This window comes from Blautia fusiformis (assembly GCF_020686995.1).
Classification (GTDB): domain Bacteria; phylum Bacillota; class Clostridia; order Lachnospirales; family Lachnospiraceae; genus Blautia_A; species Blautia_A fusiformis.
Window position 1 is genome coordinate 76,409 of the sequence record NZ_JAJEPT010000013.1, and the last position, 26,950, is coordinate 103,358.

26 protein-coding genes are annotated in these 26,950 nt (G+C 42.1%); 2 read left to right on the top strand and 24 right to left on the bottom strand.

What is annotated here, in order from left to right; genetic code table 11:
- Window positions 1-60: 60 nt before the first annotated feature.
- The 7 genes from LKD46_RS11890 to LKD46_RS11920 form a co-directional block, all read right to left on the bottom strand.
- Entirely contained in the window at window positions 61-255 is a 195-nt protein-coding gene (locus LKD46_RS11890; protein WP_110103113.1) for a zinc ribbon domain-containing protein, read from the bottom strand.
- Between the two features lie 79 nt (window positions 256-334).
- The gene (locus LKD46_RS11895) at window positions 335-715 is read right to left on the bottom strand and encodes a DUF4825 domain-containing protein (protein WP_055056114.1); all 381 of its coding nucleotides are present in this window, start codon (window positions 713-715) and stop codon (window positions 335-337) included.
- Between the two features lie 92 nt (window positions 716-807).
- A complete protein-coding gene (locus tag LKD46_RS11900; RefSeq protein ID WP_110103112.1) occupies window positions 808-1,140 on the bottom strand; it encodes a DUF1648 domain-containing protein in 333 nt (110 codons plus the stop codon).
- Window positions 1,141-1,446: 306 nt separating this feature from the next.
- Entirely contained in the window at window positions 1,447-2,424 is a 978-nt protein-coding gene (locus tag LKD46_RS11905; protein ID WP_055056117.1) for a hypothetical protein, read from the bottom strand.
- A gap of 85 nt (window positions 2,425-2,509) precedes the next feature.
- On the bottom strand, window positions 2,510-2,713 hold the full coding sequence (locus LKD46_RS16885) for a PF20097 family protein (protein ID WP_055056118.1): 204 nt from the start codon (window positions 2,711-2,713) through the stop codon (window positions 2,510-2,512).
- 100 nt (window positions 2,714-2,813) lie between these two features.
- Entirely contained in the window at window positions 2,814-3,146 is a 333-nt protein-coding gene (locus tag LKD46_RS11915) for a DUF3784 domain-containing protein (RefSeq protein WP_055056119.1), read from the bottom strand.
- 245 nt (window positions 3,147-3,391) lie between these two features.
- Window positions 3,392-3,916: a hypothetical protein gene (locus LKD46_RS11920; RefSeq protein ID WP_226844624.1), complete on the bottom strand. Its 525-nt coding sequence runs from the start codon at window positions 3,914-3,916 to the stop codon at window positions 3,392-3,394.
- A gap of 506 nt (window positions 3,917-4,422) precedes the next feature.
- Here LKD46_RS11920 and LKD46_RS11925 point away from each other — a divergent pair.
- Together LKD46_RS11925 and LKD46_RS11930 are read left to right on the top strand one after the other, a co-directional pair.
- Window positions 4,423-4,902: a sigma-70 family RNA polymerase sigma factor gene (locus LKD46_RS11925; RefSeq protein WP_110103111.1), complete on the top strand. Its 480-nt coding sequence runs from the start codon at window positions 4,423-4,425 to the stop codon at window positions 4,900-4,902.
- Window positions 4,899-6,341 carry a DUF4367 domain-containing protein gene (locus LKD46_RS11930; protein WP_110103110.1) on the top strand — a complete coding sequence of 481 codons (1,443 nt, stop codon included), beginning with the start codon at window positions 4,899-4,901 and terminating at the stop codon, window positions 6,339-6,341. Before LKD46_RS11925 ends, LKD46_RS11930 begins: the two co-directional genes overlap by 4 nt.
- 274 nt (window positions 6,342-6,615) lie before the next feature.
- On the opposite strand, the gene LKD46_RS11935 is transcribed toward LKD46_RS11930, so the two are convergent.
- The 17 genes from LKD46_RS11935 to LKD46_RS12010 form a co-directional block, all read right to left on the bottom strand.
- Window positions 6,616-7,482: a DUF2971 domain-containing protein gene (locus tag LKD46_RS11935; protein WP_055056206.1), complete on the bottom strand. Its 867-nt coding sequence runs from the start codon at window positions 7,480-7,482 to the stop codon at window positions 6,616-6,618.
- Between the two features lie 57 nt (window positions 7,483-7,539).
- On the bottom strand, window positions 7,540-9,288 hold the full coding sequence (locus tag LKD46_RS11940) for a M56 family metallopeptidase (RefSeq protein ID WP_015542764.1): 1,749 nt from the start codon (window positions 9,286-9,288) through the stop codon (window positions 7,540-7,542).
- 6 nt (window positions 9,289-9,294) lie between these two features.
- Complete coding sequence (locus tag LKD46_RS11945; RefSeq protein ID WP_059085781.1) at window positions 9,295-9,684, bottom strand: BlaI/MecI/CopY family transcriptional regulator; 390 nt, start codon at window positions 9,682-9,684, stop codon at window positions 9,295-9,297.
- Window positions 9,685-9,816: 132 nt separating this feature from the next.
- On the bottom strand, window positions 9,817-10,719 hold the full coding sequence (locus LKD46_RS11950) for a hypothetical protein (RefSeq protein ID WP_015542765.1): 903 nt from the start codon (window positions 10,717-10,719) through the stop codon (window positions 9,817-9,819).
- A gap of 411 nt (window positions 10,720-11,130) precedes the next feature.
- Window positions 11,131-11,916, bottom strand: coding sequence for a class B sortase (gene srtB, locus LKD46_RS11955; protein WP_059085779.1), 786 nt, complete (start codon window positions 11,914-11,916; stop codon window positions 11,131-11,133).
- A 68-nt stretch (window positions 11,917-11,984) separates the two neighbouring features.
- Window positions 11,985-18,503, bottom strand: coding sequence for a SpaA isopeptide-forming pilin-related protein (locus tag LKD46_RS11960; protein ID WP_330409231.1), 6,519 nt, complete (start codon window positions 18,501-18,503; stop codon window positions 11,985-11,987).
- A 154-nt stretch (window positions 18,504-18,657) separates the two neighbouring features.
- Window positions 18,658-19,923: a DNA primase gene (locus LKD46_RS11965; RefSeq protein ID WP_110103109.1), complete on the bottom strand. Its 1,266-nt coding sequence runs from the start codon at window positions 19,921-19,923 to the stop codon at window positions 18,658-18,660.
- 64 nt (window positions 19,924-19,987) lie between these two features.
- On the bottom strand, window positions 19,988-21,148 hold the full coding sequence (locus tag LKD46_RS11970) for an ERF family protein (protein ID WP_110103108.1): 1,161 nt from the start codon (window positions 21,146-21,148) through the stop codon (window positions 19,988-19,990).
- Window positions 21,149-21,184: 36 nt separating this feature from the next.
- Entirely contained in the window at window positions 21,185-21,898 is a 714-nt protein-coding gene (locus tag LKD46_RS11975) for a hypothetical protein (protein ID WP_110103107.1), read from the bottom strand.
- Between the two features lie 16 nt (window positions 21,899-21,914).
- Window positions 21,915-22,433, bottom strand: coding sequence for a hypothetical protein (locus tag LKD46_RS11980; protein WP_110103106.1), 519 nt, complete (start codon window positions 22,431-22,433; stop codon window positions 21,915-21,917).
- A gap of 56 nt (window positions 22,434-22,489) precedes the next feature.
- Window positions 22,490-23,602: a hypothetical protein gene (locus LKD46_RS11985; RefSeq protein ID WP_110103105.1), complete on the bottom strand. Its 1,113-nt coding sequence runs from the start codon at window positions 23,600-23,602 to the stop codon at window positions 22,490-22,492.
- A gap of 18 nt (window positions 23,603-23,620) precedes the next feature.
- Window positions 23,621-23,752: a hypothetical protein gene (locus tag LKD46_RS16555; RefSeq protein ID WP_005423021.1), complete on the bottom strand. Its 132-nt coding sequence runs from the start codon at window positions 23,750-23,752 to the stop codon at window positions 23,621-23,623.
- A 476-nt stretch (window positions 23,753-24,228) separates the two neighbouring features.
- The gene (locus tag LKD46_RS11990; protein ID WP_005423033.1) at window positions 24,229-24,456 is read right to left on the bottom strand and encodes a cold-shock protein; all 228 of its coding nucleotides are present in this window, start codon (window positions 24,454-24,456) and stop codon (window positions 24,229-24,231) included.
- Between the two features lie 113 nt (window positions 24,457-24,569).
- On the bottom strand, window positions 24,570-25,073 hold the full coding sequence (locus LKD46_RS11995; RefSeq protein ID WP_118050886.1) for a hypothetical protein: 504 nt from the start codon (window positions 25,071-25,073) through the stop codon (window positions 24,570-24,572).
- On the bottom strand, window positions 25,033-25,722 hold the full coding sequence (locus LKD46_RS12000) for a hypothetical protein (RefSeq protein ID WP_110103103.1): 690 nt from the start codon (window positions 25,720-25,722) through the stop codon (window positions 25,033-25,035). The genes LKD46_RS11995 and LKD46_RS12000 overlap by 41 nt, the downstream gene beginning before the upstream one ends.
- A gap of 70 nt (window positions 25,723-25,792) precedes the next feature.
- Window positions 25,793-26,446 carry a hypothetical protein gene (locus LKD46_RS12005; RefSeq protein WP_110103102.1) on the bottom strand — a complete coding sequence of 218 codons (654 nt, stop codon included), beginning with the start codon at window positions 26,444-26,446 and terminating at the stop codon, window positions 25,793-25,795.
- Window positions 26,447-26,464: 18 nt separating this feature from the next.
- Complete coding sequence (locus LKD46_RS12010; protein ID WP_110103101.1) at window positions 26,465-26,917, bottom strand: zinc-finger-containing protein; 453 nt, start codon at window positions 26,915-26,917, stop codon at window positions 26,465-26,467.
- Window positions 26,918-26,950: the final 33 nt, after the last annotated feature.

Genomic DNA, 26,950 nt, shown 5'->3' on the forward strand with positions numbered 1-26,950 from the left:
TTTATTTTCTCCACAAGCATTCCATCAAAATTTTTTATCCTGTTTCAATCATATCTAATTTTACTTCAATTTAGTTAAATCCTCTAAATACATTTCTGTATGTCCACACTCTGGACAGACTGCAACTTTAACATCATCTATAGTTGTCGTTTTTTGTTTTTCATCTACATCTACAATGATCCCATAGCCACCGCCATTAACTTTAAGTCTTAAATCCGCTCTCATGACTGTTCCACACTTTTCGCATTTTCTCATTGCTGTCCTCCAAATATATATTTCGCTTTCCTATTTTTCTTACTACATAATAGCAGACAAAATATTAACCCTGAATGATCTACCGTTCATACGATGCAATGATTTCCTTGCTATCCGCTATTTTATAATCAAGTGTTTCCAAATTACCAATCAAATCAAATGTCATATCCGCATTAACTTGCAATTCATCTTCAATCTTAACTGCAGACGGCTCAACTTTTAGAAATACTGTTAATCCATAAGGCTTCGTTTCAGACTGTATCTGTATGCTATCATAAGAATATCCTTCCGGATACTCTTGCCCACTTACAATATTTATAACATTCGAAGAATCTCCTACATAATCTGTCTTGTACTGTGACAGGTCAGGAATCTCGTACAGTTCTTCTTTTCTGCCACATGCAGAAAGCAATATTGCTGATACCGTAAATAAAATAATTGGAATTACTTTTTTCATCATGAACCAGCTCCTCTTCACACTTTGATATAAAACAGCCTGCCCAATGAACCAGAAACTGCCATATATCTGCTTCTTTATTTATAGATCAGCCTTTAAACAAACGAAGCATAAATCATAAAAATTTCTGCGATCAATATAATTCCTAAAATACAATCAATCATCAGGTTATATTGACCAACTGTTAGCCAAGTCTTCGAATGCATCAGAACATACTTTATACTTTTTATACCACTCAAGATTGTAACAGCCAGAAGGAGTATCGGCATTAAAAAAATTTCTATCTTATTGCCAAAGTCATCTGCGACTCCATTCCCAGCAAAGTGAACGGGAATAATCTCCGGTAAGAAAAAGAAGCTTATTATCGCAATCGCAATTCCAACGATGCAAATTCCCCATGTTAATTTCCTGCTGCTTATACCATCCATAACAGTGCCTTCCTCTCATATGTCAGATACTGGTACTTACTCAAAGCCCTCTAATAAGCTTACTTTTTGAGCAATTCTATAACAACCCAGCATGTAGCTATTGTTTGCATCAGAAAAACGAAATCACACACTTATTTCATTCCAAATTTCATAGAAGAGCTCCCAATCAATCCAAAACCTATGCAAGTCGCACCTATGCTGAATATCAAAGCCAGAATACAAATAAGTACCTTATATTCTTTTTTCATATCCCTTTCCTCCCACATCTACATTAATTTGTTGATAAAGATTTAAGGTTCCATATTTCTATTTTACATGAAGAATATGCTGCCTTGCCTCATCCGGAACGATATCTAATAAATATGTTTCCTTAGAAGAAATTTTTTCAAGAAACTCATCCAGTAAATTTTCTTCCTTACCTTCTGCTATTGGCAGAAGTTCCTTATACAAAACCGTAGGAATTCCAATAGAATACTTTTCTTCCTCATATACGAGAGAACCAAATGTCCAGTCTTCCTGTTCCTCTGGGCCTAATTCCACAATCAACTCAACAATCGGCAAATAATGATATATTTGCAGGAAACTTAAATTGACTTCAATCTGTTCCATTCCACCCTCTGGGTCTTTTTCCGTTATCTCTATTCTCTTTCCTGTTACGGTCATTACAACTAAAGAATTTTTTGGAGGTTTTCCATTTATCTTATCTATTGATTTTGCTTGAATATAACCACGTTCCATAGCATTTGAATCATAAGCGCTATAACCTTTTGATTCGAAAACACCATAATAACGGTTCGAATTGTTTATTGCTATTAGATCCGGTGATTTGTATGTAGTTTTGCCATTAACTGAAAAAAATCGATGTTTTTTTATACGTGGATGTGAACTAAAGTTTGATATCATCGATAAGTGAACCATATACTCATAACCATATTTTTTCTTTCCCAGTACAGTGATAAGTATCATTCCAATCCAATAATTAATTGCACCAATTTCTGTACTATCCAAATAGACTTTTCTTGCAGGATCGAATAAAAGTTCTCCGTTTGGCAATAAAGCAACATATGTTTCAAACAATTTAATTTTGAAATATATCTCCTCTTTACGATTTCTTTTGTTCGCCTTGTTCAAATATATATCTGGCATCCCAGCTGACACAATAGCATCCATTAGTTCCACTCCGGTAAATGACAATGTTCCATTGCTTCTTTTATTGTGGTCAGAAATTTTTCCAGGTTCCAGATACAACTCTATATAGTAAATATCTCCACGTTTTATCTTCATCGCCTGATTCCTCGCAATTAATCGTATTCGAATTCAATTGGTTCCCATCTCTACTTAAAGCATATTTTTCAAAGAATTGAAAATCTCAATATTCGTAAGGGACAATAATCTTTCTGCAAAAATCACAATTATAGGCAGCTATGCGGTCTCCAGATATCCTTGCTGCCAACTCTGGATCCGTATTTAACCGCAAACTCTCAGAGCCTTCTTTCCACTCCAGTCCTGCCCCTGCACCAACCGCATGCAACTGACCCTTTCGCATTTTTCCTTCACAATATGGACATCTCATATTCACGTCATCTCCTTTAAGTAATTAAAGTTCCTCTTGTTCCCGAGAATTATCCTGTTCCTGGATAGCTTGTATATCTTCTTTCGCATATAATTTTTGCCTAAATGTTCTTTTCTATTTTTTCTCGTTTCATACGTTCTTTCATCAATAAAACAAATTGAACGGTCCATATTACACACGCTGCCAGACACCCGATTCCACTGTATAATAAATCTATGGCTGCCCCGGCTACAAATGGCAGTGCCATCCACATCATCCGATTTCCATATACTCTGCACATTTCTTTTTCATCATACTGTTTTCGTTCTTCCTTAGATTTCATATTATAGCCAGACAAAAATGCAGCGGCCTTTCCATTTGATTTTACAAAGCAGATTCCGAATAAAAACATAATCACTGCCATTCCCAAATCAAAGATAACACAAATTAGCATTGCAGACACCTCACTTCCCGCTCTGGCTATCAAATAAAAAAAGCCAAACACAACAGTAAAACTTATTATGTTTGGCTAGGTCAACTTGTTATTTTTTTATCACTTCTTATGGTTGTATTATACTATATATTTCTCTATAGTAAAACAATTTTTTATTTTAATATTATATTTCTACTATCATCAATTTTTCAGATATTTTCAACGCATAAACAATGCTATTAGCTACAATATTTCCGTAAAATTCATCATAGGTTTGTGTAAACGCAAAGTGTAAATGCCGCCAGAATCTTGGTAATTGCTAATTGTTTACGCCCGTATTCGGTGGTTCGCAGGATGCTGTCACCGCCCGTTTGATATTCTCCAGCGAAAGTAGGTACTGCGATTGCCACGCACAAAATAGCAAGGAACAAAATATAAAACTCAATATAATCAAAGGCATCTTTAGAAATTCCAGAATGAAGATAAAATGGCGTATCAAGTTCTGAATATTTTTCAAGAGCTTTCTGCTGTGCGGTTTCGTTTTCTCTTTGCTCGTTCCGCATGACATCCTGTAAATGTTTTGCGCACTTTTCATAATAGGCTCCGTTAATGTCATTCGGGTCAATATCCATTAAATCAGCACCAATGTCTGTTAATGGATCAGCAAACGCTTCGGACAGACCGTTCAGTAAAGGACGGATCGGGACGATTTTTTCAATATATACAGCCAGATGAAAGCCATCTTCCTCGACCGGCCCATATTCTCGACCGCAGCTTTGATAAGTTTCCAAAGCCGATTTGATCCTATCCGGGGTCGCATATTATCTGTCCTCCTTTTCCAAATCTGTCTGCGGAAACAACCACAGATACAGATCTTCCAATCGTGGTTCCGTTGTAACAGATTCATCAATTTCCAAGTGTTCGGACAGATAACGAATAGAAACCTGATTGTGATCTTCGCCTCGCTGATTGATAATGCGCAGCCGCATTTCACATTCCGGCAGCTTTGAGGTCGGAATTATGCAGTTCCAAACCTTGCCCTCAATCCGCTTGACAGATTGGAGATTTTTTTCTTTTTCACATCGGAGAGCGAAAGAATGTCCAACAAATGATTAATCTTTTTGGTAGTTATCTCATTCATTATGGAATACTATTGAAAGTAGACATTTTTTTGTGCAAAACCACGAACTTGTCCATTTATAAGAAAAAGAATAAATTATTAGGGATATTTTTGATTTCTGCACGTCTAATAGATGTAAAGAAAATGCTGGCTGGCAAAAAAAGAGGTGGTGTTTAAATGACAAAGGAACAACTTGGATCTCTGATCCTAGATTCAGAAAGACAATTATACTCAACTGCAAAAACAATTTTATTTAGTGACTATGACTGTGCAGATGCTATTCAGGAAACAATTGTGAAGGCTTTTTCCAACGTCGGTACATTAAAAAACGATAACTATGCCCGGACCTGGTTAATCCGTATCTTAATCAACGAATGTTACAGTCTTGTGCGTAAATCCAGTAAATTTATCCCATTGGAAAATCTAGCTGACAGACAGGAACTGGAATTAGAAAAAACAAAGAATTACAGTGAATTATATACAGCCGTAAATTCCTTAAAAGAGGAACTGCGTTTACCCGTTATTCTATACTATATAGAAGATTTCAGTGTAAAAGAAATCGCCCAGATCCTTGAAATATCGGAAGGTGCCGTTCAAAAGAGACTTGCAAGGGCAAGAGGAAAATTAAGGCAGGAATTACAGGAGGTGTCAATATGAGATTAGAAGATATGAAAAACGATATTCCCGAAACACCGGATTTTATCCATAATATGATTCAAAATGAGGTGGCAAAGCAGCTGGCGGATAATAAAGTGGCGAATCTGCGAAGAAGAAAACGATGGACAGCTCCGAAAGTTGCCGCAGTGGCAGCTGCGTGTGTGCTGGCAGTTTCCACGGCAGTATATGCAGGAGTAAATCTGTATCACTGGTTTTTGGAAAAACAGGGTTCTTATGGTGTTTCAGTCAAAATTGATGCTGGTGATGCAGCAAAGAAGACCGTACTTCCAGATGAGGTCCCAGAGGTAGATCTGTCTACTAAATATGTTCCGGAGGGCATGAGCTGGATTGACGAGTACCATCTCCAATATCCTGAGCATGACATGACTGGCGGGTTCAGTTTTTCATTTGTCCTGTTGGATAAAAATGATCTGGGACAGGTAGTACAGGATCAGAATGTTATTGATAGTGAAGAGCGTACATTTGGAAAATACCAGGGGATATATCTCAAATATAATAGCATTACCGAAAACGGGGCTCTTAACCAGAGAATTTATCTTATCTGCCCGGATTTATATCGTGTGCTTATGATCTACATCGGAGATGATGTGTCAAAGGATGAAGCCATAAAAGTTGCAGAAAATCTGGTGATTGAGGGAAACACGACTATGGTAAAGACCGCCGGATTACCTACATGGAGCGGAGAGATGATATCTGAAAAGACAGAAGATGATAATGATGAAATAAGTACTTCTGTAAATGAGAAAAAACTACCCATTTACCAAATTGGTGACACCTTTGATCTGGATGTGATTGGTGAAAACACAAATGGTGAATATCTGGAAAAAACGATTTCTGTAAAGGTAGATTCTGTTCAAATTTCTGATGATCTTCAGCTTCTCGATCCGGACAAAATACCACAAGAATGGGCGGAAGCCATTGATGCTGATGGAAAGCTATCTACAAACACATTGAATTATGTGAAATCTGGCGACGGAATCGATTCCCTGGATGAAATTGTGAAGTCAGAGGAAGTGAATCAGAAACTGGTCTATGTTACAGTTACCTATACCAATCATTCAAATGAGGAAATCGACCATATGCTTTATCTTGGTGCTTTACTGACCCTGACTAAGGAAAATGGAAAAGTACAGCTTTACATTCCAACAGAACAGGCCGGCGATGGCTATGACTACATTAGCTGGGACGGCGTGGCAAAGACTGGAGGAATGGTATATTATAGTGTCTCTGAAAATTATGGCAATGGTGGAAACTACATTTCCTCTATAAAACCAGGCGAAAGTGTACAGCTGAACATGGCCTGGATCGTAAATGAAAGTGACCTCAAAAATCTGTATCTGAATGTGACTGGAGACGGAGCTTCATATGAGTTCTCGGAATATATACTGAAAAAGGGACTGGTAGATATTCGCAAATAATATGCTATCGTTTATGATTCCATTTTTTTATATGTCATATATGAAAAAGCGTTTTTCGATTCCTTTTGGTTTCGAAAAACGCTTTATTTGCTTCTTCAATCTCTGCACATGAAGTGTAATCTGTGGTATCCAATACGATTTCCTCATTCTTTCCATTGCCGGTTAATAATTATAACGACAGTGTACTATATGAAGCAACCGACAACAACAAAAATCGATAGATGAGTTTCGACAGAAAAAGAGATTCCACACTGTAAGTGGAACCTCTTATCTATTAACGCAATGGACAATCAGATACTTTTATATTTTGAGCCAGTTTATGCAATCCAAGATGTCTGCAGTAGTTTTCCAAATCTTTTGGATTCTGGGATGAACGTGGTCCGATAATAATTGAATTGATAATATCTTCCCTGTGCATATTTTCTGTTTCTAAGACTTTTTGTAAATCTAAAATGTAGAACTCTTTTATTATATTGAATGTTTTGTATTCGATATGAGAATCGTTGTCCGTTACAAAATATGGTGCGATTCGGATTTCCTTTTCAGCAGTAAATGTAGGATGTTTGTGAATAAGGGCACATAATGCTAAATTATCAATGAATCCATCTAAGTTGGAAAATCCTTCCAGAATTCCAGTGGAAATATATGAAGACAATAATTTGTATAATTCATGATCCCTGGTCTCCTGAGTATAATACTGTTCGCCAATGATCATCCCATGATAATATAACAAGTTGTGCAATGCTTCGGTATTGAATTCTATTGCAACACCACGTCCATAATCGGCATAGCGGTCCCATTGAGCTGCATCGTCTAATGCCTGTGACAAACAGAACATAAAAAGGTGTTTTTGCGATGTTCTGTCATATATTTCTTTAAATATTTTATCAACATCACATTTGGGTTTTATATTATTTTGGGTAAGACCGTTCTCAATGTTCTGCTTCAGGTTATCAATAAACCCAATCACTTCTTTTGCATCATTCACATTCGTTGCGCTGCCAAACCAAATCTCTTTTTTCCTTAAAATTCCATCCAAGGCTGGAAAAGAAGTGTAATGCCATAAAGTTTTACCAACTTTCTGAACAAATTTGTCAGTAGATTCCTGTCTTTTCTGAATTTCTACTAAATTGTAGGTCATATACAATACCTCTTCTGAAATAATATCATTTGAATATGCATCGATCGGACAAATCCTTTATTCTGTATAGATGTTCCCATTCTCATCCGTCCAGGTACCGTCACCATTGTCTGTGTATCCGACCCCATCTGCGTCACAATAATAATAATCTCCGTTTGTTGTTTCTATTACATTAACAGTACCGTTACTGCCCTGGAGTTCATGCTGTTCCAGTTGGTTTCCGAAATGATAACCTTCGTCATTCCAGGTACGATATGAATTTCCATTGGCATCTGCCCAGTTTCCATCTCCCTGATAACTGTATCGGCTCCCATAATAATCAGAATAGGTCCCATCTCCGTTATCGTAAAGAACTCTGGATTCTTCATCTCCTCCACCCGGTGCTACAATTGATGCTACACCGGAAGTAGTACTGAATCCACTGGTATATGGTACGCCTGCTGGCAGATTTTCATAAGATGAAACAGACCCGTTGTTGTCAGAGGTAATTCCATCATCGGTCGTTTCACTTACCTGTCCGCTGTTTTCCATGGCAGGTTCATCGTTTGTTTCCGCATCTGCTTTTTCCTCTTCGTCTACAGAATCCTCTGTATCTGTATTCTCTGTCACTCCTCCTTCGTCCTGGGTTTCAGCAGCTTTCTGCATAGTTACCATTTCAGAAAATGGTGCATAATCCGGTACATTATTTTTCTCTGGATCTGCATTTTTTTCAATACCAGACTTCTCCGTCTCTACTGAAACTGTATCTGTCCCGGCAGAGACATTAAATACCAGATTACCGCCTGCAAGCAGCAGCGTCACAAGAATTCCCGGAAGAATTCCTTTGCGGAGTTTCCGAATGTTCACCATATACAGAATCCGATCTTTAAACACCATTTCGCTGTCATTAAGACTTGCTGTCACATATGGAATCTGATTTTCCATGGCTACTGTCCTGAGAAGCAGCTGTCGATATAATTTATGTTCCTTTTTATTAACTCTGCGAACAACTGCTGTATCACACAGATTCTCAATATCCTTATCCGCTTCTTTCAGCATGATAAGAAGAAAGGGATTGAACCAGTATATCGATGCACAGATTCGAAGGAGCATCTTATACCAGAGATCCCGATGGCAATAATGTGTAAGTTCATGGTAAAAGATAAGTTTTCTTTCTTCTGCTGAATACCCGGTTGCTGGTAGATACAATTTTGTATGTAAAAGTCCTGCAAGAAGCGGTGTGGTAAGACCTGCGTTTTGCCTGAGTTCCGGTATTCTGCGTACGTGCTTCTTTTGACACGCTGCACGGTACATCTGAATACTCACCGTATCACTTACCTGCAGACTCATCCGTTCCAGATTCCTTATAGAAAAATAATATGCCAGCAATTCTCCCGTCAGTTTAAGTACCGCTACGCTCAGCCAGACAGCAGCAAAAATCAAAGCCACAATTCCCAGCCATTTATCTGATTCGTACCTGACAGTTCTCTTTTGTTCCGGGATTTCTGTCAGATTTTTCATGTCTTTGCTCGCAGATGATACGTTTTCTGTTATCTTCTGACTTTCCTCTGGTCTGACTGCGTAATCCGTTATCTTCGGGCTTTGCGTATTCTGTTGACTGCTTCTAAGTACTTTGAAATCCACCAGTGCCAGATTCGCCGGAAGGCGCACCGGAACACAAAGGCTTATCGTAATCAACAGCCAGATAAGGTACTTCCATCTCGCTGATACACGTCCTTTAAACAGAGTCGCAAGCACTTTTACCAGTAAAATTACTACTGCTGCAATAACATTCAGTTTCAGAATGTGTAGAATGAAAACCTCCATAATTCGCTATTCCTCCCTGTCCTCCAGGTTCTTAAGAAATTCACTGAGATCCTGGACTTCTTCCGAGCTGATCTTCTTTCCATGATAAAGTGAAGTTACAAACTTTTTTAGTGAATTCCCATAAAGTTTCTCAAGAACACTCTGGCTTTCATGTGCCTGATAATCTGACTGCGAAACCAGGGGTGTATACAGATTCATTTTTCCCTGTTTCGTCACTTCCACGAAATTTTTGTTCTCCAATCTGGTCAGCAATGACAAAATTGTTGTTGATGCAAGTTTTTTCTTCATAGTGATCACTTTCTCAATCTCCGGTCTGGTCATCGGCGGAGTATTATTCCAAAGAACGAGCATAATATCCAGCTCTGATTCCGGAAGTCTCTGGTAAGTTTTTTTCACTTTTTCATACCTCCTGTTACATATTTTCTACAAATGTAGGAATAACTCTATTTTACCACGGTTCACGGAAATGGCAAGGGCTTTTGCACAATTTGCAAATGCCCTTGCCATTCCTGCAGCTACTGACCACTATCAGTCTATTTCTGTATAACTGCTGCCATTTTCATCACTCCATGTCCCGTCTCCATTGTCCGTAAATCCTGTACCATTTTCGTCCTGGAAATAATAATCACCATTTGTAGTTTCCGTAACCGTCACAGTATTACCGTTTGCATCCTGAAGGTCATGCTGTTCCAACGTATGTCCCAGATGATGAGTATCATCATTCAGAGCTGAGTAGGTATTTCCATTTTCGTCGGTATAAGTCTCATCCCCATTATCGGTATAGTTCATTCCATCATCTCCACGATATTCACAAGAATAATCTTTGTGAAGAATGTAATTAATCTCAATGGTATTTCCATCACTGTCAACTAATGTCATTGGTGAGGTAGAAAGGATATCGGAATCATCATTGCTGTCCGAGGATTTTGCAGAAGCATTTTCTTCTGTATCGGAGGAATCTGAATCTCCTCCTGACTTCTGACTGGCAGTATCTGTAGTTGCCTTATCAGAATCATCAGAAGAATCATCGGTCTGGTTTTCATTCTCCTGTCTGGTAAGTGAAGGATTTCCAGGATACGAAATATATTCTACAAATTTTCTGACGTCACTGATGTCATCTGCATCTTTTGCATATCCCACTGCCATATACAGGCTGTTTCCCTCTGAATAAATTGTCTGATAGCAGGCATCGTATGTGTCATTGCATTTGGCAATCCCTGTTTTGACATCCTCCAGTGAATATTTATAGATATTTACATAATCATTTCCGTTCGTATAGCTTGCATAGGTACCTTCCGTATCTGCTTTTTCCCATTCAGATCCAGCCGGCGGCTGTGTATAGAAATCGTTATTTCCTGCTGCCATAACCGTTGCAGCTGAAAAAATCCCAAGTGTTGCTACCGTCATAAGTGTCATAAATTTTGTCTTCATCGTGGATTCTCCTAGAATTTTATTTTCTACATCTGTAGAAGTTAATTGTATTCTACAACTGTAGAATACAATTGTCAATTCTTTTTTCTATATTTTTTTATCATCTCAGTTTAATTTCTATTTTTCCTTCCACTGGGCTATATAAATCCAGAGGATCTTCATCGCTTTCATAAACACGTCCTTCGCCTTCTCCAAATGATTTGCGGCATACTGGACATGATAGTCAGAACTAATATTTCTTTTTTCATTTTTCTGCAATCGTATTTCCATCAAAAGTGCCATTTTACGCCATTCTTGCAATAAAAAAAAGGTCCTCCCGGATAGACTATTATTGTTCCTGTCCATCCAGAAAGACCTGAAAATTAAAATGTTATATTTTTTAGAAATTATCCATTAAATTTCTGCAAACATTTAAATAAAATCATGGGTTTCGTTTTCTACAAACTCCCCATCTAAGAAAGCAAGATCATCCGTAGCTTCCTGTACTTCTGCTTCCTCGTCAGAATATTCTATCTGCCCACCTTTCTCTTCCTGCCTTTCACACCATATGACCAGACGTTTGGAGGCATCTGTTCCACAGGTGGAAAGCAGAAGCGTCGGGACTTCTTCCTGCGTTCCAAGTAAAAAAGCATCTCCATCTGCCGGTGTATACTCGCATTTTACGATCACAAAGATCCATACCCCTTCATCCGGAAGATACAGATAGAGGATATGGTGTTCTTTTAAAAATTTATCGCCAAGGAAATTTCGAAGTCCGCGGAACATGCTGCCATCTTTCATATTGTGACCATAAATGATGTTCTTGTCATCAGAAAAATCGGCATTGTTATCGGAATCCAGGAAAATGGCCCCTGCCACATGTTCTGTCTTCTTAAAAGTATGTGTCAGGTAATAGGAGTCATCGTTTCCCTGAACTACCGGGTAATCAATGCTGGTATCTGGGATCCGGATCCATGCAACGATATCCGGATTGATCTTTTTTAATGCCTTAAAATCAACCACGGTCTGTTTCCCATCGCTTCCGTCTGTTCCTTCTGTGTGGTCATCCTCATCTGTTTCCTTGACGTATGTACGCAGGTCTTCATATTCCTGCACACCTTCCCGGTACATAAAGTAAATGCCAAAACCGGTACATACGCAAAAACTGAGTACCATCAGGCAGACTGCCACGATCATGATTTCTTTTATGTATCTCATACAAACCTCCGATTATTCTTCCTGGAAAAAGGGCTGCCGGTAAATCGAGCAGCCCTGAACCGTATTCCTTAATTTCCTTTTTTCTTCTTATACCAGATCACGCCGCCAATGCCGCAGGCAGAAAGGACTGCCAGAAGGATCGGAAGCCAGATGTTGGTGCTGTCCCCTGTTTTCGGGCTGTTTCCTGTCGGTGTGCTACCGGAAGGGGATTTGGTGTTTTTGATCTCTTTTACGATCTCGATCACCTTGGTTTTTCCGTCTTTGTATTCAAAGCGGATCTCTTCTTTTTTGCTGCTTAATTCATAACCATTTGGTGCTTTGGTCTCTACCAGGATATATTCCACGGTTTTCTCTACTTTTCCATTTTTATAAGTAGCAATCGGAAGCTTGCCGCTTGTCGCTGTTCCGGTCTTATCCGTTACCAGTTTTTCTACGACTTTTCCGCTTTCCTTTTCACGCAGTTCAAATTCTGCTCCTGAAAGGGCTGCCTTACTGGTGGAATCGGTCTTTTTGATGACCAGTTTTCCATATGGATGTGCGTCCTTCATTTTGACTTTCTGGACTTTTCCGGTATCTTTTACCGTAAATTTCACATCTTCCGCAATGAGGTATCCATCCGGAGCCTGCTCTTCACGAAGGGTATATTCGCCTACCGGAAGTTTTTCGACCATATGCGGTTTATCCGTGGACGTCCAGCTTTCAACTTTCTTTCCATCTTTATCCAGGATGATCAGTTTTGCTCCCGGTACCTCACTGGAATCCGTAATGTCTTTCTTGCTGATTTCCACTTTGGTCACATCATCAAGCATCTGGTGTTTCTGTACTTCTTTTGTGTTTTCGACGGTAAATTCAATACTTTCCGCAGTCACATAACCATCTGCCGGCTTTGTTTCTGTCATCTTGTATTTCTTTCCTACGATAAGGCCCTTGATGATATGTGCTTCCTCTTTGGATACCCATTCATCCACCGTATTTCCATCCTCATCTGTTACCTTTAAGGATGCTCCCGGAAGTTCTTTTTTGTCCGTCAGGTCTGCTTTGGAAAGTTCTACCGTAGTCTGTTCATCTTCAAAGGTGAACGCATACTCTGCAACACTGGTTCCACTGCCCTGGTACTCAAAAGTGAATTCCTGCGGTTCCTGGTCTGTCACATAGCCATCCGGGGCGGCAAGTTCCTTAATGTAGTACCTGCTGTCAATCGGGAGATCTGCAACAAACTGGATCTTTCCATCCTCATCTGTGGTCTTCAGTTCGATCAGAGTGTCTTTCGCAAGGAGTACTTTTCCTTTTGAAGATACGATGTCGTCTGCTGCATAGAGGCCAAAGATTGCCCCGGAAAGTACTTTGTCACTGTCCTTTTCTTTTTTCAGGACTTCCACCTGTACCCTCTGGCGCGCATTCTGCCAGTCGGCACTATAAGTAACCAGAGGTGTATCCTGGTCACGGTATGTAAGATCCACATATCTTGGTTCATTATCCAGAACGTAGCCATGTGCGGTCTCTTTTTCCACGATGTAATAACGTCCAAGCGGGAGGTTATCCATCTGGGCGATACCATTTCCATCTGTTGTAATGGAGCCGACCAGTTCATCTGCCGCATAATAATCTGCACTTACCCCGTCTGCTGCACGGATGGCTTCTGCCGCGTAAACATTGAAGGTTACATCAGTCAGGTTTCCGGTCACATAGTTGAACAGGTGCTCGATCATGCCTTTTGCATTGTCAAGAAGGGATACGCTGTCTAAGAATTCCCCTTTCTTGTTTACCAGAAGTCTTGCTACCGGGACTTCATCTTCCATTTTGACTTTCTGTACTTCTGCAGTATCAGAGATCGTAAACTCTACGTCTGTTGCACGTAAGTAGCCATATGGTGCAAGCTCTTCACGCAGAATGTAAGTTTTTCCAACCTGAAGTCTCTTGATCACATGTGGGGAATCCTTTACGGATGTCCAGGAATCGATCACGTTGCCATCCTTATCCAGTACACTCATGGAAGCCCCGTCAAGTTCTGTTCCGGTCGTGATATCTGCTTTTGTTACTTCTACCGTTGTCGGCTGGTTTTTCTTCACGGATTTTAATTTGATCGTTTTTACGTCCTGGCCCTGGTATGTGGCATCAAATTCCAGGATCTCATCAGAAGATACATAACCCGCCGGTGCCTGCAGCTCTTTCACATAGTATCTGCCAAGCGGAAGATCCAGCGTAAACGCTGCCTTACCTTTTTCGTTGCTTGTGATCTCCTGAAGCAGTGTATCTGCTTTTACAATCACCTTGTCGCCGGAAGAAATTGCTTCTTTATTGTATAATCCAAAGGTTGCACCTTTTAAAGCCTTTCCGGTCTCAGCATCCCGTTTTTCCACACTCAGCTCTACTTTCTGGCGTTCATTGGAAAATTCCAGTTTTTCTTCGATCTCCGGTGTGTTCTGATCCTTATAGATAAAGGCTACTTCCTGACTGTCTGGATTTAAGACAAATCCGGCCGGTGCTTTTGTTTCTTTCACACGGTATTTTCCAAGCGGAAGGTCTTTGATAACAGCTTCCCCATTTTTATTAGTGGTCACTGTTTTTACCAGGGTATCCTTTGCATAGATCACGTGACGGTTTCCCTGCTCGTCCACCTGATGATCCGGTGTGAAAATATCTTCTGCTGCGTAGATTTCAAATTCTGCCCCTTCCAGGGAAGCTTCTTCGTATACAAAATCCTTTTTAAAGGATTTTAAGGTTTCACCGGATTTATGGATCACCAGTTTGCCCTTGACCGGATGGTTTTCATAGGTCACGGTAATGATGGCATCCCCGCTGACGGAATCCATCTGATAAGCTGTATTCTTATCAACTTTGATCTCCACATACTGGGTATTCTGGGTGTAGCCATCAGGCGCTCTCACTTCCTCAATCCTGTAATTTCCGCATTTTAAGGATTCCGGAAGAATCAGGTAACCATTTTCGTCCGTAAAATAGGATTTATGGACAACCGTATTTGGATAGGTCGTTACCTGTTCCACGTACTTTTTCGCATCCAGGTCGTACACTTTGAATTCTGTATTGGCAAGGAGGACCGGCTGTTTGGTCTCATCATCCTGTTTCACGATCTTAAGCTTTGCTTTGAACTCATCGTCCAAAAGGACTCTCCATACCTGCGGTGTGCTGCTGTTCTCGGTTACGGTTACGATAAAATCATCTACCGGCATGAAATTATGCGGTGTTGTGGTCTCACGGACAATGTAGCGTCCATAAGGAATCGGGATGCTGCACGCATAGCCGCGTTCATCGGTAAACATTTCTGTTTTTCCATCTTCCGTAAGAACGATCGGGGTCGCATTTGTAAAGTCATAGCTTCCATCGTCCTTTACAGTCAGGCTGCTGATCAGATAAGCAGAGAATCCGGCACCTTTTAAAAGGTCCGCATCGGTCTTATCATTATCCGCTGCTTTAATCAACTGGAATGGCTGTTTGATCACGTCTTCTTTGGAAACGGTATTTCGTTTTACCGTCTCTACCTGGTCTCCTTCGTAGTTACAGTTTACATCATGCTCCTCTTCGTCCAGAAGATAACCTACTGGAGGCGTGATCTCCTTCAAATAATACTTTCCAAGATACAGATTGCTTACGCTTGCTTTTCCCTCTTTATCGGTCGTCAGGGTAGCTACCTGTTCGTCCTTTTTATAAAGGACTCCGCTCCTGCCATCCGGATGGTTAATGTCTTCCCTTGCATAGAGCCCGTAAATGGCTCCTTCAAATACGGCATCTCCCTGTGCGCTGTTTCCTGTCTCGCTGTCTTCTTTTACCAGGTCGATTGTTGCATTTACACGCTTATTTGTAAAGGTATGGCTAAAGTTTACCTTTTCTTCCTTATCATTGGTGAACTTAAAAGTGAAGGTGTAAGTATCCTCACTGTTTCTAAGGTAAAGTTCCGGTGCCTGGATCTCCCGGATGCTGTAGCTGTAATTAATCGGAAGTTCCGCTTTATAAGAAGCTTTTCCATCGGCTCCGGTCGTTGCTTTTTCGATCAGGGTTCCTTTGGGAACAACGGTCTTACCATCAACTTTGATATCTTCTGCTGCATACAGCCCGTAGATGCCTCCGGAGAGCGGATTTTTTGTCTCTTCGTCCTGCTTTTCCACACGGACTGCAGCCTTCTGGCGTTCATTTAAAAATGTTGCACTGACAGTCTGCACTTCTACGGTCTGGCCTGCATACACAAGCTCAACAGTCTTAGACTCTCCTTTGCATACATAATTATCCGGAGCTTTCGTCTCGGTTACTGTGTAGGTGCCAAGATAGAGATCCTTTAACGTAACGCTTCCGTCATCTCCGGTAACCAGATTATCCTTGACAAGTGCACCTTTTTTATAGATGAGGGTGCCATCTGCCGCCTTGATATCTGCACCTGCATAAACACTGTAAACGGCTCCTTTCAATTTCCGTTTTTCGTAGGCAAAGGTCACACCATCTTCCGTGACGGTCGCTCCAGTAAGCACTTCTCCTTCTTTATAAATGGTGAGTGCACCTTTTTGCTCTTTATCCGTTAAGTTCTTGGAAGCGGTCTGCCCCACGACCAGTTTTACCCCATAGGCTTTCGTATCCAGCACATATCCGGATGGGCCTGAGATTTCACGAAGGTAAACGGTATCCTGTGTTTTGGTGATCTTTACTTCGGATTCCCCTTTTGCATTTGTTGCCGGCATTTTTTTGATAAGTTTCGTGCAGGCTTCATCTGCATAGATGCCGTAAACGGCACCTGCAAGGAGCGCGTTGCTTCCCTTATCTTTTTTGATGATCTTGACCGTTGCTTCATCCGGCCAGTCTACCTCCAGATTCAGCTCCAGTGTATCGGTATAATATCCAAAGCCGATATCCTGGCTGTTCGCCAGCTTTAAGAGCATGGCATGGAAATTAAGCGGATAGTTGGATGTGATCGCATATTTTCCTTTCAGGCTTCCAATATTCTGGGTGGTTGCTTCCAGATGGAATTTTTCACCGCCCTTTACGCTCACATTTCCGGTCCCGGTTTTTCCTGTCGTCTCATTTACAAGGGAGACCCCGTTTTCCAGATGGATCGTGATCACAAAAGCTGCGTTTGCCTTCCATGTGAAGGTCGGGCTCTGGTTTCCATTTGCAGAAGCACTGAGCCCAGGTGTCAGCTCCATGGTCGTTGGATCCGGCATCTTTGCAAGGGCTGCCTTGATCTCTTTTAACATGTTTTTGGCAGTTGTCGAAAGGGATCCTCCAAATCCGGATTCCCCGTCATATAAATAATCGACCAGATAATGCTGCATTGCACGGGTCTCGGAGGAACAGCCGTATTTTTCCATGATGGATTTGATATTATAGCCGTTGAATGTGCCGCCCCATCCGGGACCGCCATATCCGTAAAACATGGCCTTCCTTAAATAACGGTCATCGCCGCCCTCATCCAGTTCGACCATATTTTTATAAGTCGTTCCACTTGGCGGGGACTGTTTACTGTGCTGCATGCAGTATGCATAGACGGTATAAGTCTTTCCGCCTGCTTTGTAACGGATATACTTATAGGAATCATTTCCGCCCTGTCCCATAACAGAATCAAAAGGATGCAGTTTTCCATCTGAATAATAGTAATAGGTATTAGCTTCAATGTCTGTTGAATCATCCCACAAGTCTCCATCGGAAGCTGCCATGGTACTAATACCGCCCTCAGCCTGGTCATATACCACACTTAATGCAACATCATCTTCCGGCATCTCAAAGCTGAAGGAATTTGTTCCCTCATCGTAGCTTACTTCTGCATACAGAAGATCTTCGGTATTCTCTGTCTGGTTTGCTTCGACAAGACTTGTTCCCACTGCGATCAGGCTTCCCTGCGGGATATCACCGGAAAAGTTGACCGTCTCCCCCGTCTGGTAACGTCCGTCCTCGTGGTCCAGTTCAATATTGAATTCATTTCCCTGTACGATGCCAACCTGATGGCTTCCATCCTCTGGTTCCTCATCGGAAAATTCTTCTGCTTCCTCTTCTTCTGGCTCCTCCGTTTCTTCCGGCTCTTCCAGGGTTTCCGGGGCATCTTCCGGGCTTATGGTCGGGAGGACGGGGTCTGCCTCCGGTTCGTCATCGCCGCTTTCCTGTTCCTGACCGCCATTGGATCCGTCTGTTTCTGCTTCCCTTGGTGTCACCGTAATGTTTCTGGCAACCAGATAGGCTTCCCCGGATGCGGGTGTAACAAGATATACGCATTTATAGGTTCCCGCATGGTTATAATCAAATACAGTCCCGTCTTCCATTGCTGCTTTTTTCAGTTCCACATGGTCTCCGTCAGAGAGTTTCAGTCCTGTAAAATCATTCTGGATATCAAAGGCTTCCCCTTCGGTAACCATAAGCGCAAGTTCCGGATCAGCAACGGTTTCCTCTATCAGTTCCTCCTCGTTTTTCTCCGTCTGCGTTTCTGGCCGTGTTTCTGTCTGTACCTCGATCTGCGTCTCGCTCTGTGCGGAAACGCCTCCCACCTCAGCGGCGGATACTGCAGAAGCTCCCGTCTGCAAGAGCGTAGTGCAGCACAGAGCAAAAGCCATCGCACCCGCCATCCATCTTTTCTTCCAGTTTTTTTCCAAGTGCACGTTCTCCTTTCATGATCGCTTTTTTCCCTGCAGTTTTCTTTTGGTCCGTCTCTTATTTGCATCGCTTTCTCCTTTCTTCCGGCTTTTTCAGCCAGATAAAAAGGAAACTGAAAAAAATTCCAGTTTCCCTTTTATCTGACCAAACATTTTATGCCGTCTTCCTGTGTTCTTTTTCCTCTTTTTGAAGGATCCAGTCATCCACGCCTTTGTAGTGTTCCATCCAGGTACCGGATGCATCGGTATCCCAGGTGACTCTTTTGCAGGATACATTCAGTTCCTCACAGATCTCATATAGTTTTATACAGCCTTTTCGGATCATGTCCCGCTTTCTGCGCTTTTTGGGGCATTCTCCATGATACAGATAAATTCCATGTTCACATTGCCGGCACGCACTTTTTTCATCGTGCTTACAGGACAATTCCATCATTTTATCCATGTCGTAACATTCGTAAACTCTTTTTAACCCCTGCTCTTTCAGGTTTCGCAAGACAGTTTCCAGTCCTTTATGATTGGAGACTCCAGGGACTCCGATATAAGGATTTCCTGTACACATCCATGCGATCTCTGCCTTTAAGATACCTTCCGTTACGTAAACCGTGCCATCCTTTATTTTCCCAAACATTCCTGCCGGGCTGCCGCTTGATGTGCCTTTTTCTAAGCCGCTGCTGGTAAACCAGAGGTACTTCCGTTCTTTTAAAGGAACATCCAGCCGGATCTGGAATCCTATGATCCGTTCCTTCCCATCCCGGACCGGGCAAAGATACCCGTTATTCTTCCTATAAAAAGCAGCTTCCCAGTCACCATCCCGGTTGATGAAAAATCCAGGAACCCCATCCAGGCGAAATCCCTTTTTTAAGAGCTTTCTGGCAATGGCCACGGAATTCTCCTCATCCGTACTTAAAAAACCTCGTTCTTCCATCTGTCTGACCTCATTTAACGTCAGCCCACGCAGGAGAAGGTTCCTCCGGTGTGTTTCCTTAAGCTTAAGAAAAGTGAGCATTTCCTTATATACATGGTCCCGGTAATCCCATTCCTCTTCCGTAAGGGAAATGCGTTTCTTTTTAGAAACGATAGAAGCGAACCCATTTCGTGTCGTGGACTGCTGTCTTTTATCCGTTCCAGAAAAAGAAAGTGCCTGCTTTATCTCCCGGTAGGCTTCTTTATACCGGTTTCTCCCGTAAATGCCGGATAGTTCCGCATACAGTGTCAGCATGTTTCCGGCTGCCCCGCAATGATAGCAATGGTAAACATTCTTCAGTTCTCCATTTTTGCGGATGCAAAAACTGCATTTTCCTCTTAAATCCCCGCAAAAAGGACATTCCACCGGAAATTCGTCCTGGTAAGAATCACTCAGTCTTCGGATTGACAAAAGATCTGCTACTTCTGCGATCGTAAACGATTCTCTGGCATACATGCCTTCCTCCTCTTCATAAAAGATGGCCCCGTTCCCGGAGCCACCTCAAACTATTTCTCTGTTTTCAGGCTGCTTTTTGCATTTCCTTTTCATGATCCAAAAGAATCTTCGCAGCTTTCTGTATTTCCTGATTCTGGCCTTTGTAACGCTGTACCAGCCATTTGATCGTCTGGTAACCTCTGGCATCCTGCATCATTTCCCCAAGAGGGGTCCCGGCATAGACACCAAAATTGCAGATAACCTTTTCTGCCCATTTCACTTCATCCTCTGCATCCTCTTCGTGAGCCATATCCTCCAACACTTCCTCTGCAGTCTCTTCTGGTGTTTCTTCCTCTTCTTCTGCATCAAAAGAAATCTCATCATCTTCGTCAAATGGAACTTCATCCGTTTCTTCTACTGCACGGAAACCGTCTGCATCCGTCTCGGCAGTAATTTCCTCATCTACGGAGATTTCCTCGGTCTGAACCGGATTTTCCGCTTTGGTTTCTTCAGCGGAAAATTCTTCCAGTCCGCTTTCACTTTCTTCCATTCCAAAAGTCATCTGTCCAGGAAGGTTTTCTTCTGTATCCGTCACTGCATATTCCACTTTTACAGTACCTTCTGATATGGCATTTCCATCACGCAGTTTTTTACGGTCCGTTTTCTTTTCCCTGACCGATTCCGTTTGCTCCTGCTTTGCTGTGGTTTCTTTTCTTTCTGTCTTTTCCTGTTTCTTTTTCGGCTTTTCCGGTTTTACGGAAGCTTCCTGCTTCGGCATTTCTTCTTTTTCCGTCCCACGCATGTCCGGATCGTCTATTCCAGATGCCTGCATGATGTTGAATTTATTTAAGAAATAATACTTCAGGCCATACGTCCATGCCGCACCTTTTGCTTTATCCGGTGCTTCATTGGTTCCAATGACATGCAAAAAGCTCCGTACCTTGTCTCCCGGACGGTCAGCATTGGTCCAGCACAGCTCCAGGTCAGCCTCATATCTCCAGAGTGCTCCCATTTCCTTTAAAAACACGGAATTGCCCTGTTCGTCCATCTGTGTCGGCCTTTCACTTAAGATGTCAAAATCGACCCCGTATTTATTAAGGGCCGGTGTCAGGCATTCATAGATATCATCCAGTTTTACAAAATCATAAGTAACGTCCTCACTGTACCGTTTGCGGATCAGCTTCGGCACCTTTCTTCTAATCCTGATCATCTTCTGGTTCAGATTCATGTAATTGTATTTACCCATATTATTCGTTTCCTCCTGATTTTTTCATTTTTTATACTAAGCAGAACGCGGAAGGCTTACCTCTGGCCCTGTCCCAGTCTTTTTTAACATTTCTTCCATTTCCTCCCGGATACATCCGATACAGATCTTCTTTTTTGAAATCTCCGGAAGTTTTTCAAGCAGCCACTTCTGGGCGAAAAGCTCTGCTGCCCGCTGTGGGTTGCTTAAATATTCCAGAAACATCCAGTCAGAAAATTCCCACTTCATATCCGCAAAATGAAACTGCGGCTGATAGATCAGATCCTCCGGCCGCTTTCCTTTTTTAATAAAACGGTCTGCATTTAGCTGGATATAAACCCTGCTGATCTCCGGGATCATCTGTGCAGCTGCATACCCGCCTTTTAACAAAAGTTCATCCCATTGTTCCCGGATAAGTTTCTTTCCAATGCGGCTTATCTGTGTTTCCAGTTTCGGGATCAGATCCTCACGCACAGGAAAACCAAAATCATCCGGTATCCCGATCGGCTTCAGAAAAAGATCTTCTGCTTCATAAAGGGAATACTCCGGCATGTGGATCACGGCACACCAGTTCCGGTCTGTTTTTCTGTTTTCCTTTAAACAGTCAAAGAAAAAGAAACAGTTTCCATATCTTGCCTTTATAAACAGCTGTCCGGAAAATTCTTTTACTTCACAATCCGGCGATTTCAGCCATGCGATCAGTTTTTCTGCCTCCCTGCTCTCTTTTAACCAGTCCGGAAGTTTTCTATCCATCACATACCTCCGTAATTTAGATATATGGCAGGGAATACCTGGAATACACCATCTTTGCCTGTTTTAAAAATGCAGAGCCTTTTTCTGCCTTTGCAAACCATTCCACGAAAAACCGTGTCAGGTTCTGCTGCAGTGTCCGGTGGGTATCAAGGGCATAATCCACAAATTCCCCATATCCGTCCATACTTCCTGCAAGCAGGTAGCAGGTAAACATTTTTGCCATCTGCTCTTCATCTGAAGGATTGATTTCCATTTCCTCTGCACCTTCATACACCAGGCGCACCCTTTCTGGCTGTTCCTTTACATGCAGACACAGATCATCGGCCATCAGTTTCGATGCTTCGTTTCGAAGGTCGTAATATCTGACCTCTGAAAGACCTTTTAGCCAGGCAAAGCCAAGATACGTGTAATTGTCTTTTATTTCCTGCTGCTCTTTTGCCATGGACTCCATAAATTTTTTGTGTCCGGTGGGATGGCAGTTCAAGTATTCATCTACCAGCAGCCTTGCCACATCTTTTCCATTCGTAACCTTCATGTTTTCCTCCCATCAAAAAAAGACAGTCCATGCTGTCTCCATTCTTTTAAATCCTGTTAGTATTTTACAGTGCCAGGAATATCATATTCATGCCAGCGTTTTGACACACAGCCGGCAATTTTTTCTTCCAGAGCTAAAAGTCCTCTCTCATTCGTCTTTTCCTGCCTTGCAATGATAATGGATTCACAGATCCCGCAGTAGATCTCGTATGCGCTGCATGGCTCATTCCCGGTAGTAGCCTTAAACTGCTCCACGGTTTCTGCAAGCAGTTTTTTTCCAAATCCCGCCTGCTTCATGATCCCAGCCATGGCATTTGCCGGATGCTCGATCCAGATATCACACAGCCGCATGACCCCTTTTAAGACTTCCCGGTAGTAATCAAAGATCGACTCTATGTTTTCCGTGAAATCTTCCATTCCTTTACAGTTTTTGTGCGTAACCTTCAGGGCATTGCCAAGGATCACATTTCTTGTCGGCTCCTGCAGGGAATAAAAAATATTCGCTCCGGACACACCAACGTCTGACGTAGTGATCCGTACAACTGCTTTTATGTCCTTATCGGTCTTTCTTCCATAATTCTGCATCAGTTCCTTATAAACATCTGTAAGTTTCGTATCTTCCAGCTGCCAGGACGCCGTAACAGAATAATGATCTGCATAGCCGTTTAAAAACGTTGCCTTCTCATAGTCCCCATGGATATATGCCGAGGTAACCATGTACATATCCGGCATGGATATGATGGCATAATCTTTTTCATCACCAGACAGGACTGCCCTTATTTTTCCTTCACAGAAACGGATCAGTGCTCTTCCTCTTGCAACCTTCAGGCATTTATTCAAGATCTCTGCCAGTGTTTTCTTATCGACATCTGCCAGGGCTTTGCCATCAATCCTGGCCCGTCCTTTCAACGATTTGATTGCTGAATTTCCTATATAACAGATCCTCTCGGGCAGGATAAGAACCAGCCTGGAATGAGATAAAGTATCTTTTTCCAGTGCTTCCAGGGAAATGCCCGGAACCTCTGTGCAGGTTTCCTCTCCTGCTGCTGCCACCTTTAATTTCTTACTGGTGATCCGGATCCATTCTGCCCGGCTGTCTATCTCTTCCAGATACTCGCACAGTTCCTTTTCTGTCCGGAACTCCTTATAAAAGTCATCTTTATAATACATAATGTCCGCCTTTCCACGCTAGCTGAAAATCCGGACTTCAACAGCCTGTATCTTTCCATCTTCGATGCAAAACACATAGCCGTCTTCTGCCATCTCCATAAGCATTCCAATTTCCAGTGCATTTGCGTTTTCCCATTTAATTGTCTCCATAATCGACCCTCCTGATTTTACAATGTGTTTTCTTTTTTTGATGTTTTTAAGGTATTTCTTTTTGCAGTTTCCTTAACTGCCAGTTTCATTCGTGCTCCTCCTTTCTGCTTTTTATGCAATAAAAAAAGACACAAAAAGAATCTTCTTTCCTTCTTGCATCTTCCTTATATTTTGCATATCCATTTTTTCTCATTAAGGGCAAGACCGCCCCAAAGTGTTTCTTCCGGAATGTCCGGAACTAAAGAATAACCACAGTCTTTTATAGACTGTTAAATTATTTTTCATTTAAAGACTACCACAACATTTTGTGGTTGTCAATTAATTTTAACTATATATTGTGTTATTGTGTGAGTTATCTTTATTATTCTGCTACATGTTGTGACAGGCGGCATGATACCGCCTGTCTTTTCATCCGTCTGCATAAGTGCATGTATCTGAGGGGAATAGGTAATCTGTGCATGCACTATGAAAACGTCTTACTCAGCGTTTGGATCCGCCGGGGAAATATTTTTGGCAAGGCTTCGCCCATTGGCATCCGTCCCTGCTTCAAAAAGGACCGGCTGGCCACCGCTTAATTTCCGGTATCCATCCATCTGGATCTCCGAAAAGTGGGCGAAATAATCAATCCCGTCTTCACCGGTGATAAAGCCGTATCCTTTCTGTGCGCTGAACCATTTCACGGTTCCCTGTAGTGTTTCTGACATATCCTTCTCTCCTTTGCTGTATTTCCCGCAATAGTCTTTTGCGGAAACAGGGCAGCATGGAATCGAACCATGCCTGGTGCTCCCCTCCCTGCTATAAAAGGAATCTCTTCCTCTTATATTTCTTCGTTTCCCAAAAAAGTACCGTTATTGAGTGCTGCATCCACCCGGCGAATTCCTACCAGCTTCTTTTCATTTATGCCAAAATAAAACCGGTAACGTTTTCCCTCCAAAACTTTTACGTTTTTATCCAGCAAAAGTTCACTCTGCCGTCCGGCCGGATCACTTACCCGGATCTTCCGTAATCTTGCAAAGGGATTTTTCCCGTCTATCCCGGTTACCAGCCCTTCCACGATTTCATAGGTCTTTTTATCCGCGGTGCGGAAAATAAGATATGTTCTTATAAATCCGATAATCCCAAGCAGGAAAGACCAGAAAATAAAAGTTTTATCTTTCATCCATGTTCCCATAAATGATCCGAAAAGCAGGATAAAAAGAGACAGGATACCATATCGCTGGATCCTGTCCTTAAAAAAATCCGGTATATTCTGATAACGTGTGCCAAAATCTTCCAAGCATCTATACAGCCTGTGCCAATACGGATGTTCCGTTTGCTTCAAGGCAGTCCTCCCTTCTTATGTTGTCGATCACAAGCTGTTTCTTATAGTAAAGCTGCGCTACGCGGCTTATAAATTCCCGTTGTATCTGTTCCTGGAGGGAATCTGCTAAATGGGGTTCCCTGCTTTTTGCCTCTTCCTTTAAACATTTCAGGTGGCAGGAAACATCCCCTTCTCTTTGAAGATAGGAAAGTAGCTGGTATTCCTCTTCTGTAAGCAGCGGCTTTTTAAAGGCCCTCAGTGAAAACTTCAGTCCTTTTCCCATGGAAAGGGATTCCATAAAATGTTTCATGCGTTCCGCCGGTGAAAAGATCATGGGAGCCATGACTGACCGGCTGATAATGCTGTATACAGCTTCCTCTCTGGTACATCCTTCTGTCAGCACAACCAGGCCCCGCTTTACCAGACGGTTCAGGCAAAACTGAAAATCCTCTTTGTCCGCCCATTCCTGTGCCTGTTTTTCTCCAAGGCTAAATACAAGAAGACGATGCATCTGGGAATGGACCTTATCCTCTTCACAGAAAGACCAGGTGAGCGCAGCCCACAAAATAGTTTCCATTTCTGTAAGTACTTTTTCTTCCCCATCTACCCAGACACAAAACCTTCCATCTGCATCATCTTTTTTCATTCCGATTGCTGTATACCATCTCATGACATTTCCTCCTTGTCATTTTCACTCTTTCTAATCTCTGCTTCTGATCTGTTTTCTTTCATATAACTTGTTACCCATACATCATTTCCAGGAGTTTTGGAAGTACATACCCCAAAAGCATGCCTGCTGCCGTACAGATTCCGATATTCGGCCGCCGCAGTTTCCATACTTCCTGTGTTTTGGTCCCGATAATCCTTGTTCTTCCCGGTACGATCCACCTGAGTTTCCGATAAAACTCCATGAATCCCTGATTGTCAAAGCCAAAGGATCGTACACAGAAAACATCCCGTTCCTGTTCTTCTTCATCCAAAAGGAAAAAGCTTTTCTGTTCTTTCCCTTCTTTTCGGATCACGATATAAAATTCCGGAACTCCCCGCCTGGTTCCTTCTACGATCTTGTCCATCTCATCGTAAAAGATCCTGCAGGACTCATATTTTCCGTTCTTTTCCGGCTGGCAGACTGCCAGGCTGTCCTCTTCAAGTGCCATATAACAGTTTTCTGCCTCCATGATCCTCCGGCTGATTTTTATGGCCTGACGAAGAAGCAGGATTATCGCAAGCGCCAGTGCAGTACACAAATATACAAGATCCCAGCATCTTTTCTGGTATATGAAAAAGTATGCGCTGATTCCCTCTGCCACACTGCATATTGCTGTCATAATAAAATACTGTTCTTTAAGGTCCATCAGATGATATACATCATCTTCTGTCGCCTGTAGTCTCAAGGGCATCCATCCTTTCCGTCATGCCACGCTTATTTTATCCGGGGATTTCTTTTTCTCCTCTCGGCTTTTTATATAGTCTGTACATTCCCGGATGGTCTGTTCACACAGGTAATAAGAAAATTTCCCGATATGTGTGTCCTTTTCCCGGAGATTCAAACGGTTCTGAAGCCAGATATACGTGCTATGTTTGGTCATATAACCATTTTTCCAGATTGCATCCAAAGCTCTGTGTGCTTCGATCCGCTTATTACGCAGATTGCTGTCAGCCATGGTTCCCATGGGACGCATACTTTTTTTGTGTGCCCCAATGTATGAATCACAGGAAGGATAGCCGCTGCATACATACAGGTATTTCTCCGGATCCAGGTTGTTATCTCCATAGACATAAGCTGCAGGCCTAAGTACCCCGGGTCTTTTGCAATATGGGCAGTACAAGGTTTCCCGTATCTGTTTTTTCTTCTTTTTTGCCATCTGACGTCACTCCTTTCCATCTTTATCTCCGAT

What these genes read in the sequence shown, in the direction of transcription:
- LKD46_RS11900 (WP_110103112.1), bottom strand. Translation starts at nt 1,140, where the DNA reads ATGGATGGTATAAGCAGCAGGAAATTAACATGGGGAATTTGCATCGTT.
- LKD46_RS11975 (WP_110103107.1), bottom strand. Translation starts at nt 21,898, where the DNA reads ATGGATAGAAAACTTCCGGACTGGTTAAAAGAGAGCAGGGAGGCAGAA.
- LKD46_RS12000 (WP_110103103.1), bottom strand. Translation starts at nt 25,722, where the DNA reads ATGAGATGGTATACAGCAATCGGAATGAAAAAAGATGATGCAGATGGA.
- LKD46_RS16555 (WP_005423021.1), bottom strand. Translation starts at nt 23,752, where the DNA reads ATGGAGACAATTAAATGGGAAAACGCAAATGCACTGGAAATTGGAATG.
- LKD46_RS11980 (WP_110103106.1), bottom strand. Translation starts at nt 22,433, where the DNA reads ATGAAGGTTACGAATGGAAAAGATGTGGCAAGGCTGCTGGTAGATGAA.
- LKD46_RS11990 (WP_005423033.1), bottom strand. Translation starts at nt 24,456, where the DNA reads ATGTCAGAAACACTACAGGGAACCGTGAAATGGTTCAGCGCACAGAAA.
- LKD46_RS11890 (WP_110103113.1), bottom strand. Translation starts at nt 255, where the DNA reads ATGAGAAAATGCGAAAAGTGTGGAACAGTCATGAGAGCGGATTTAAGA.
- LKD46_RS16885 (WP_055056118.1), bottom strand. Translation starts at nt 2,713, where the DNA reads ATGAGATGTCCATATTGTGAAGGAAAAATGCGAAAGGGTCAGTTGCAT.
- LKD46_RS11985 (WP_110103105.1), bottom strand. Translation starts at nt 23,602, where the DNA reads ATGTATTATAAAGATGACTTTTATAAGGAGTTCCGGACAGAAAAGGAA.
- LKD46_RS11915 (WP_055056119.1), bottom strand. Translation starts at nt 3,146, where the DNA reads ATGCTAATTTGTGTTATCTTTGATTTGGGAATGGCAGTGATTATGTTT.
- LKD46_RS11895 (WP_055056114.1), bottom strand. Translation starts at nt 715, where the DNA reads ATGATGAAAAAAGTAATTCCAATTATTTTATTTACGGTATCAGCAATA.
- LKD46_RS11925 (WP_110103111.1), top strand. Translation starts at nt 4,423, where the DNA reads ATGACAAAGGAACAACTTGGATCTCTGATCCTAGATTCAGAAAGACAA.
- LKD46_RS11935 (WP_055056206.1), bottom strand. Translation starts at nt 7,482, where the DNA reads ATGACCTACAATTTAGTAGAAATTCAGAAAAGACAGGAATCTACTGAC.
- LKD46_RS11970 (WP_110103108.1), bottom strand. Translation starts at nt 21,148, where the DNA reads ATGGGTAAATACAATTACATGAATCTGAACCAGAAGATGATCAGGATT.
- LKD46_RS11950 (WP_015542765.1), bottom strand. Translation starts at nt 10,719, where the DNA reads ATGAAGACAAAATTTATGACACTTATGACGGTAGCAACACTTGGGATT.
- LKD46_RS11940 (WP_015542764.1), bottom strand. Translation starts at nt 9,288, where the DNA reads ATGGAGGTTTTCATTCTACACATTCTGAAACTGAATGTTATTGCAGCA.
- LKD46_RS11905 (WP_055056117.1), bottom strand. Translation starts at nt 2,424, where the DNA reads ATGAAGATAAAACGTGGAGATATTTACTATATAGAGTTGTATCTGGAA.
- LKD46_RS12010 (WP_110103101.1), bottom strand. Translation starts at nt 26,917, where the DNA reads ATGGCAAAAAAGAAGAAAAAACAGATACGGGAAACCTTGTACTGCCCA.
- srtB (WP_059085779.1), bottom strand. Translation starts at nt 11,916, where the DNA reads ATGAGATACATAAAAGAAATCATGATCGTGGCAGTCTGCCTGATGGTA.
- LKD46_RS11930 (WP_110103110.1), top strand. Translation starts at nt 4,899, where the DNA reads ATGAGATTAGAAGATATGAAAAACGATATTCCCGAAACACCGGATTTT.
- LKD46_RS11965 (WP_110103109.1), bottom strand. Translation starts at nt 19,923, where the DNA reads ATGTATGCCAGAGAATCGTTTACGATCGCAGAAGTAGCAGATCTTTTG.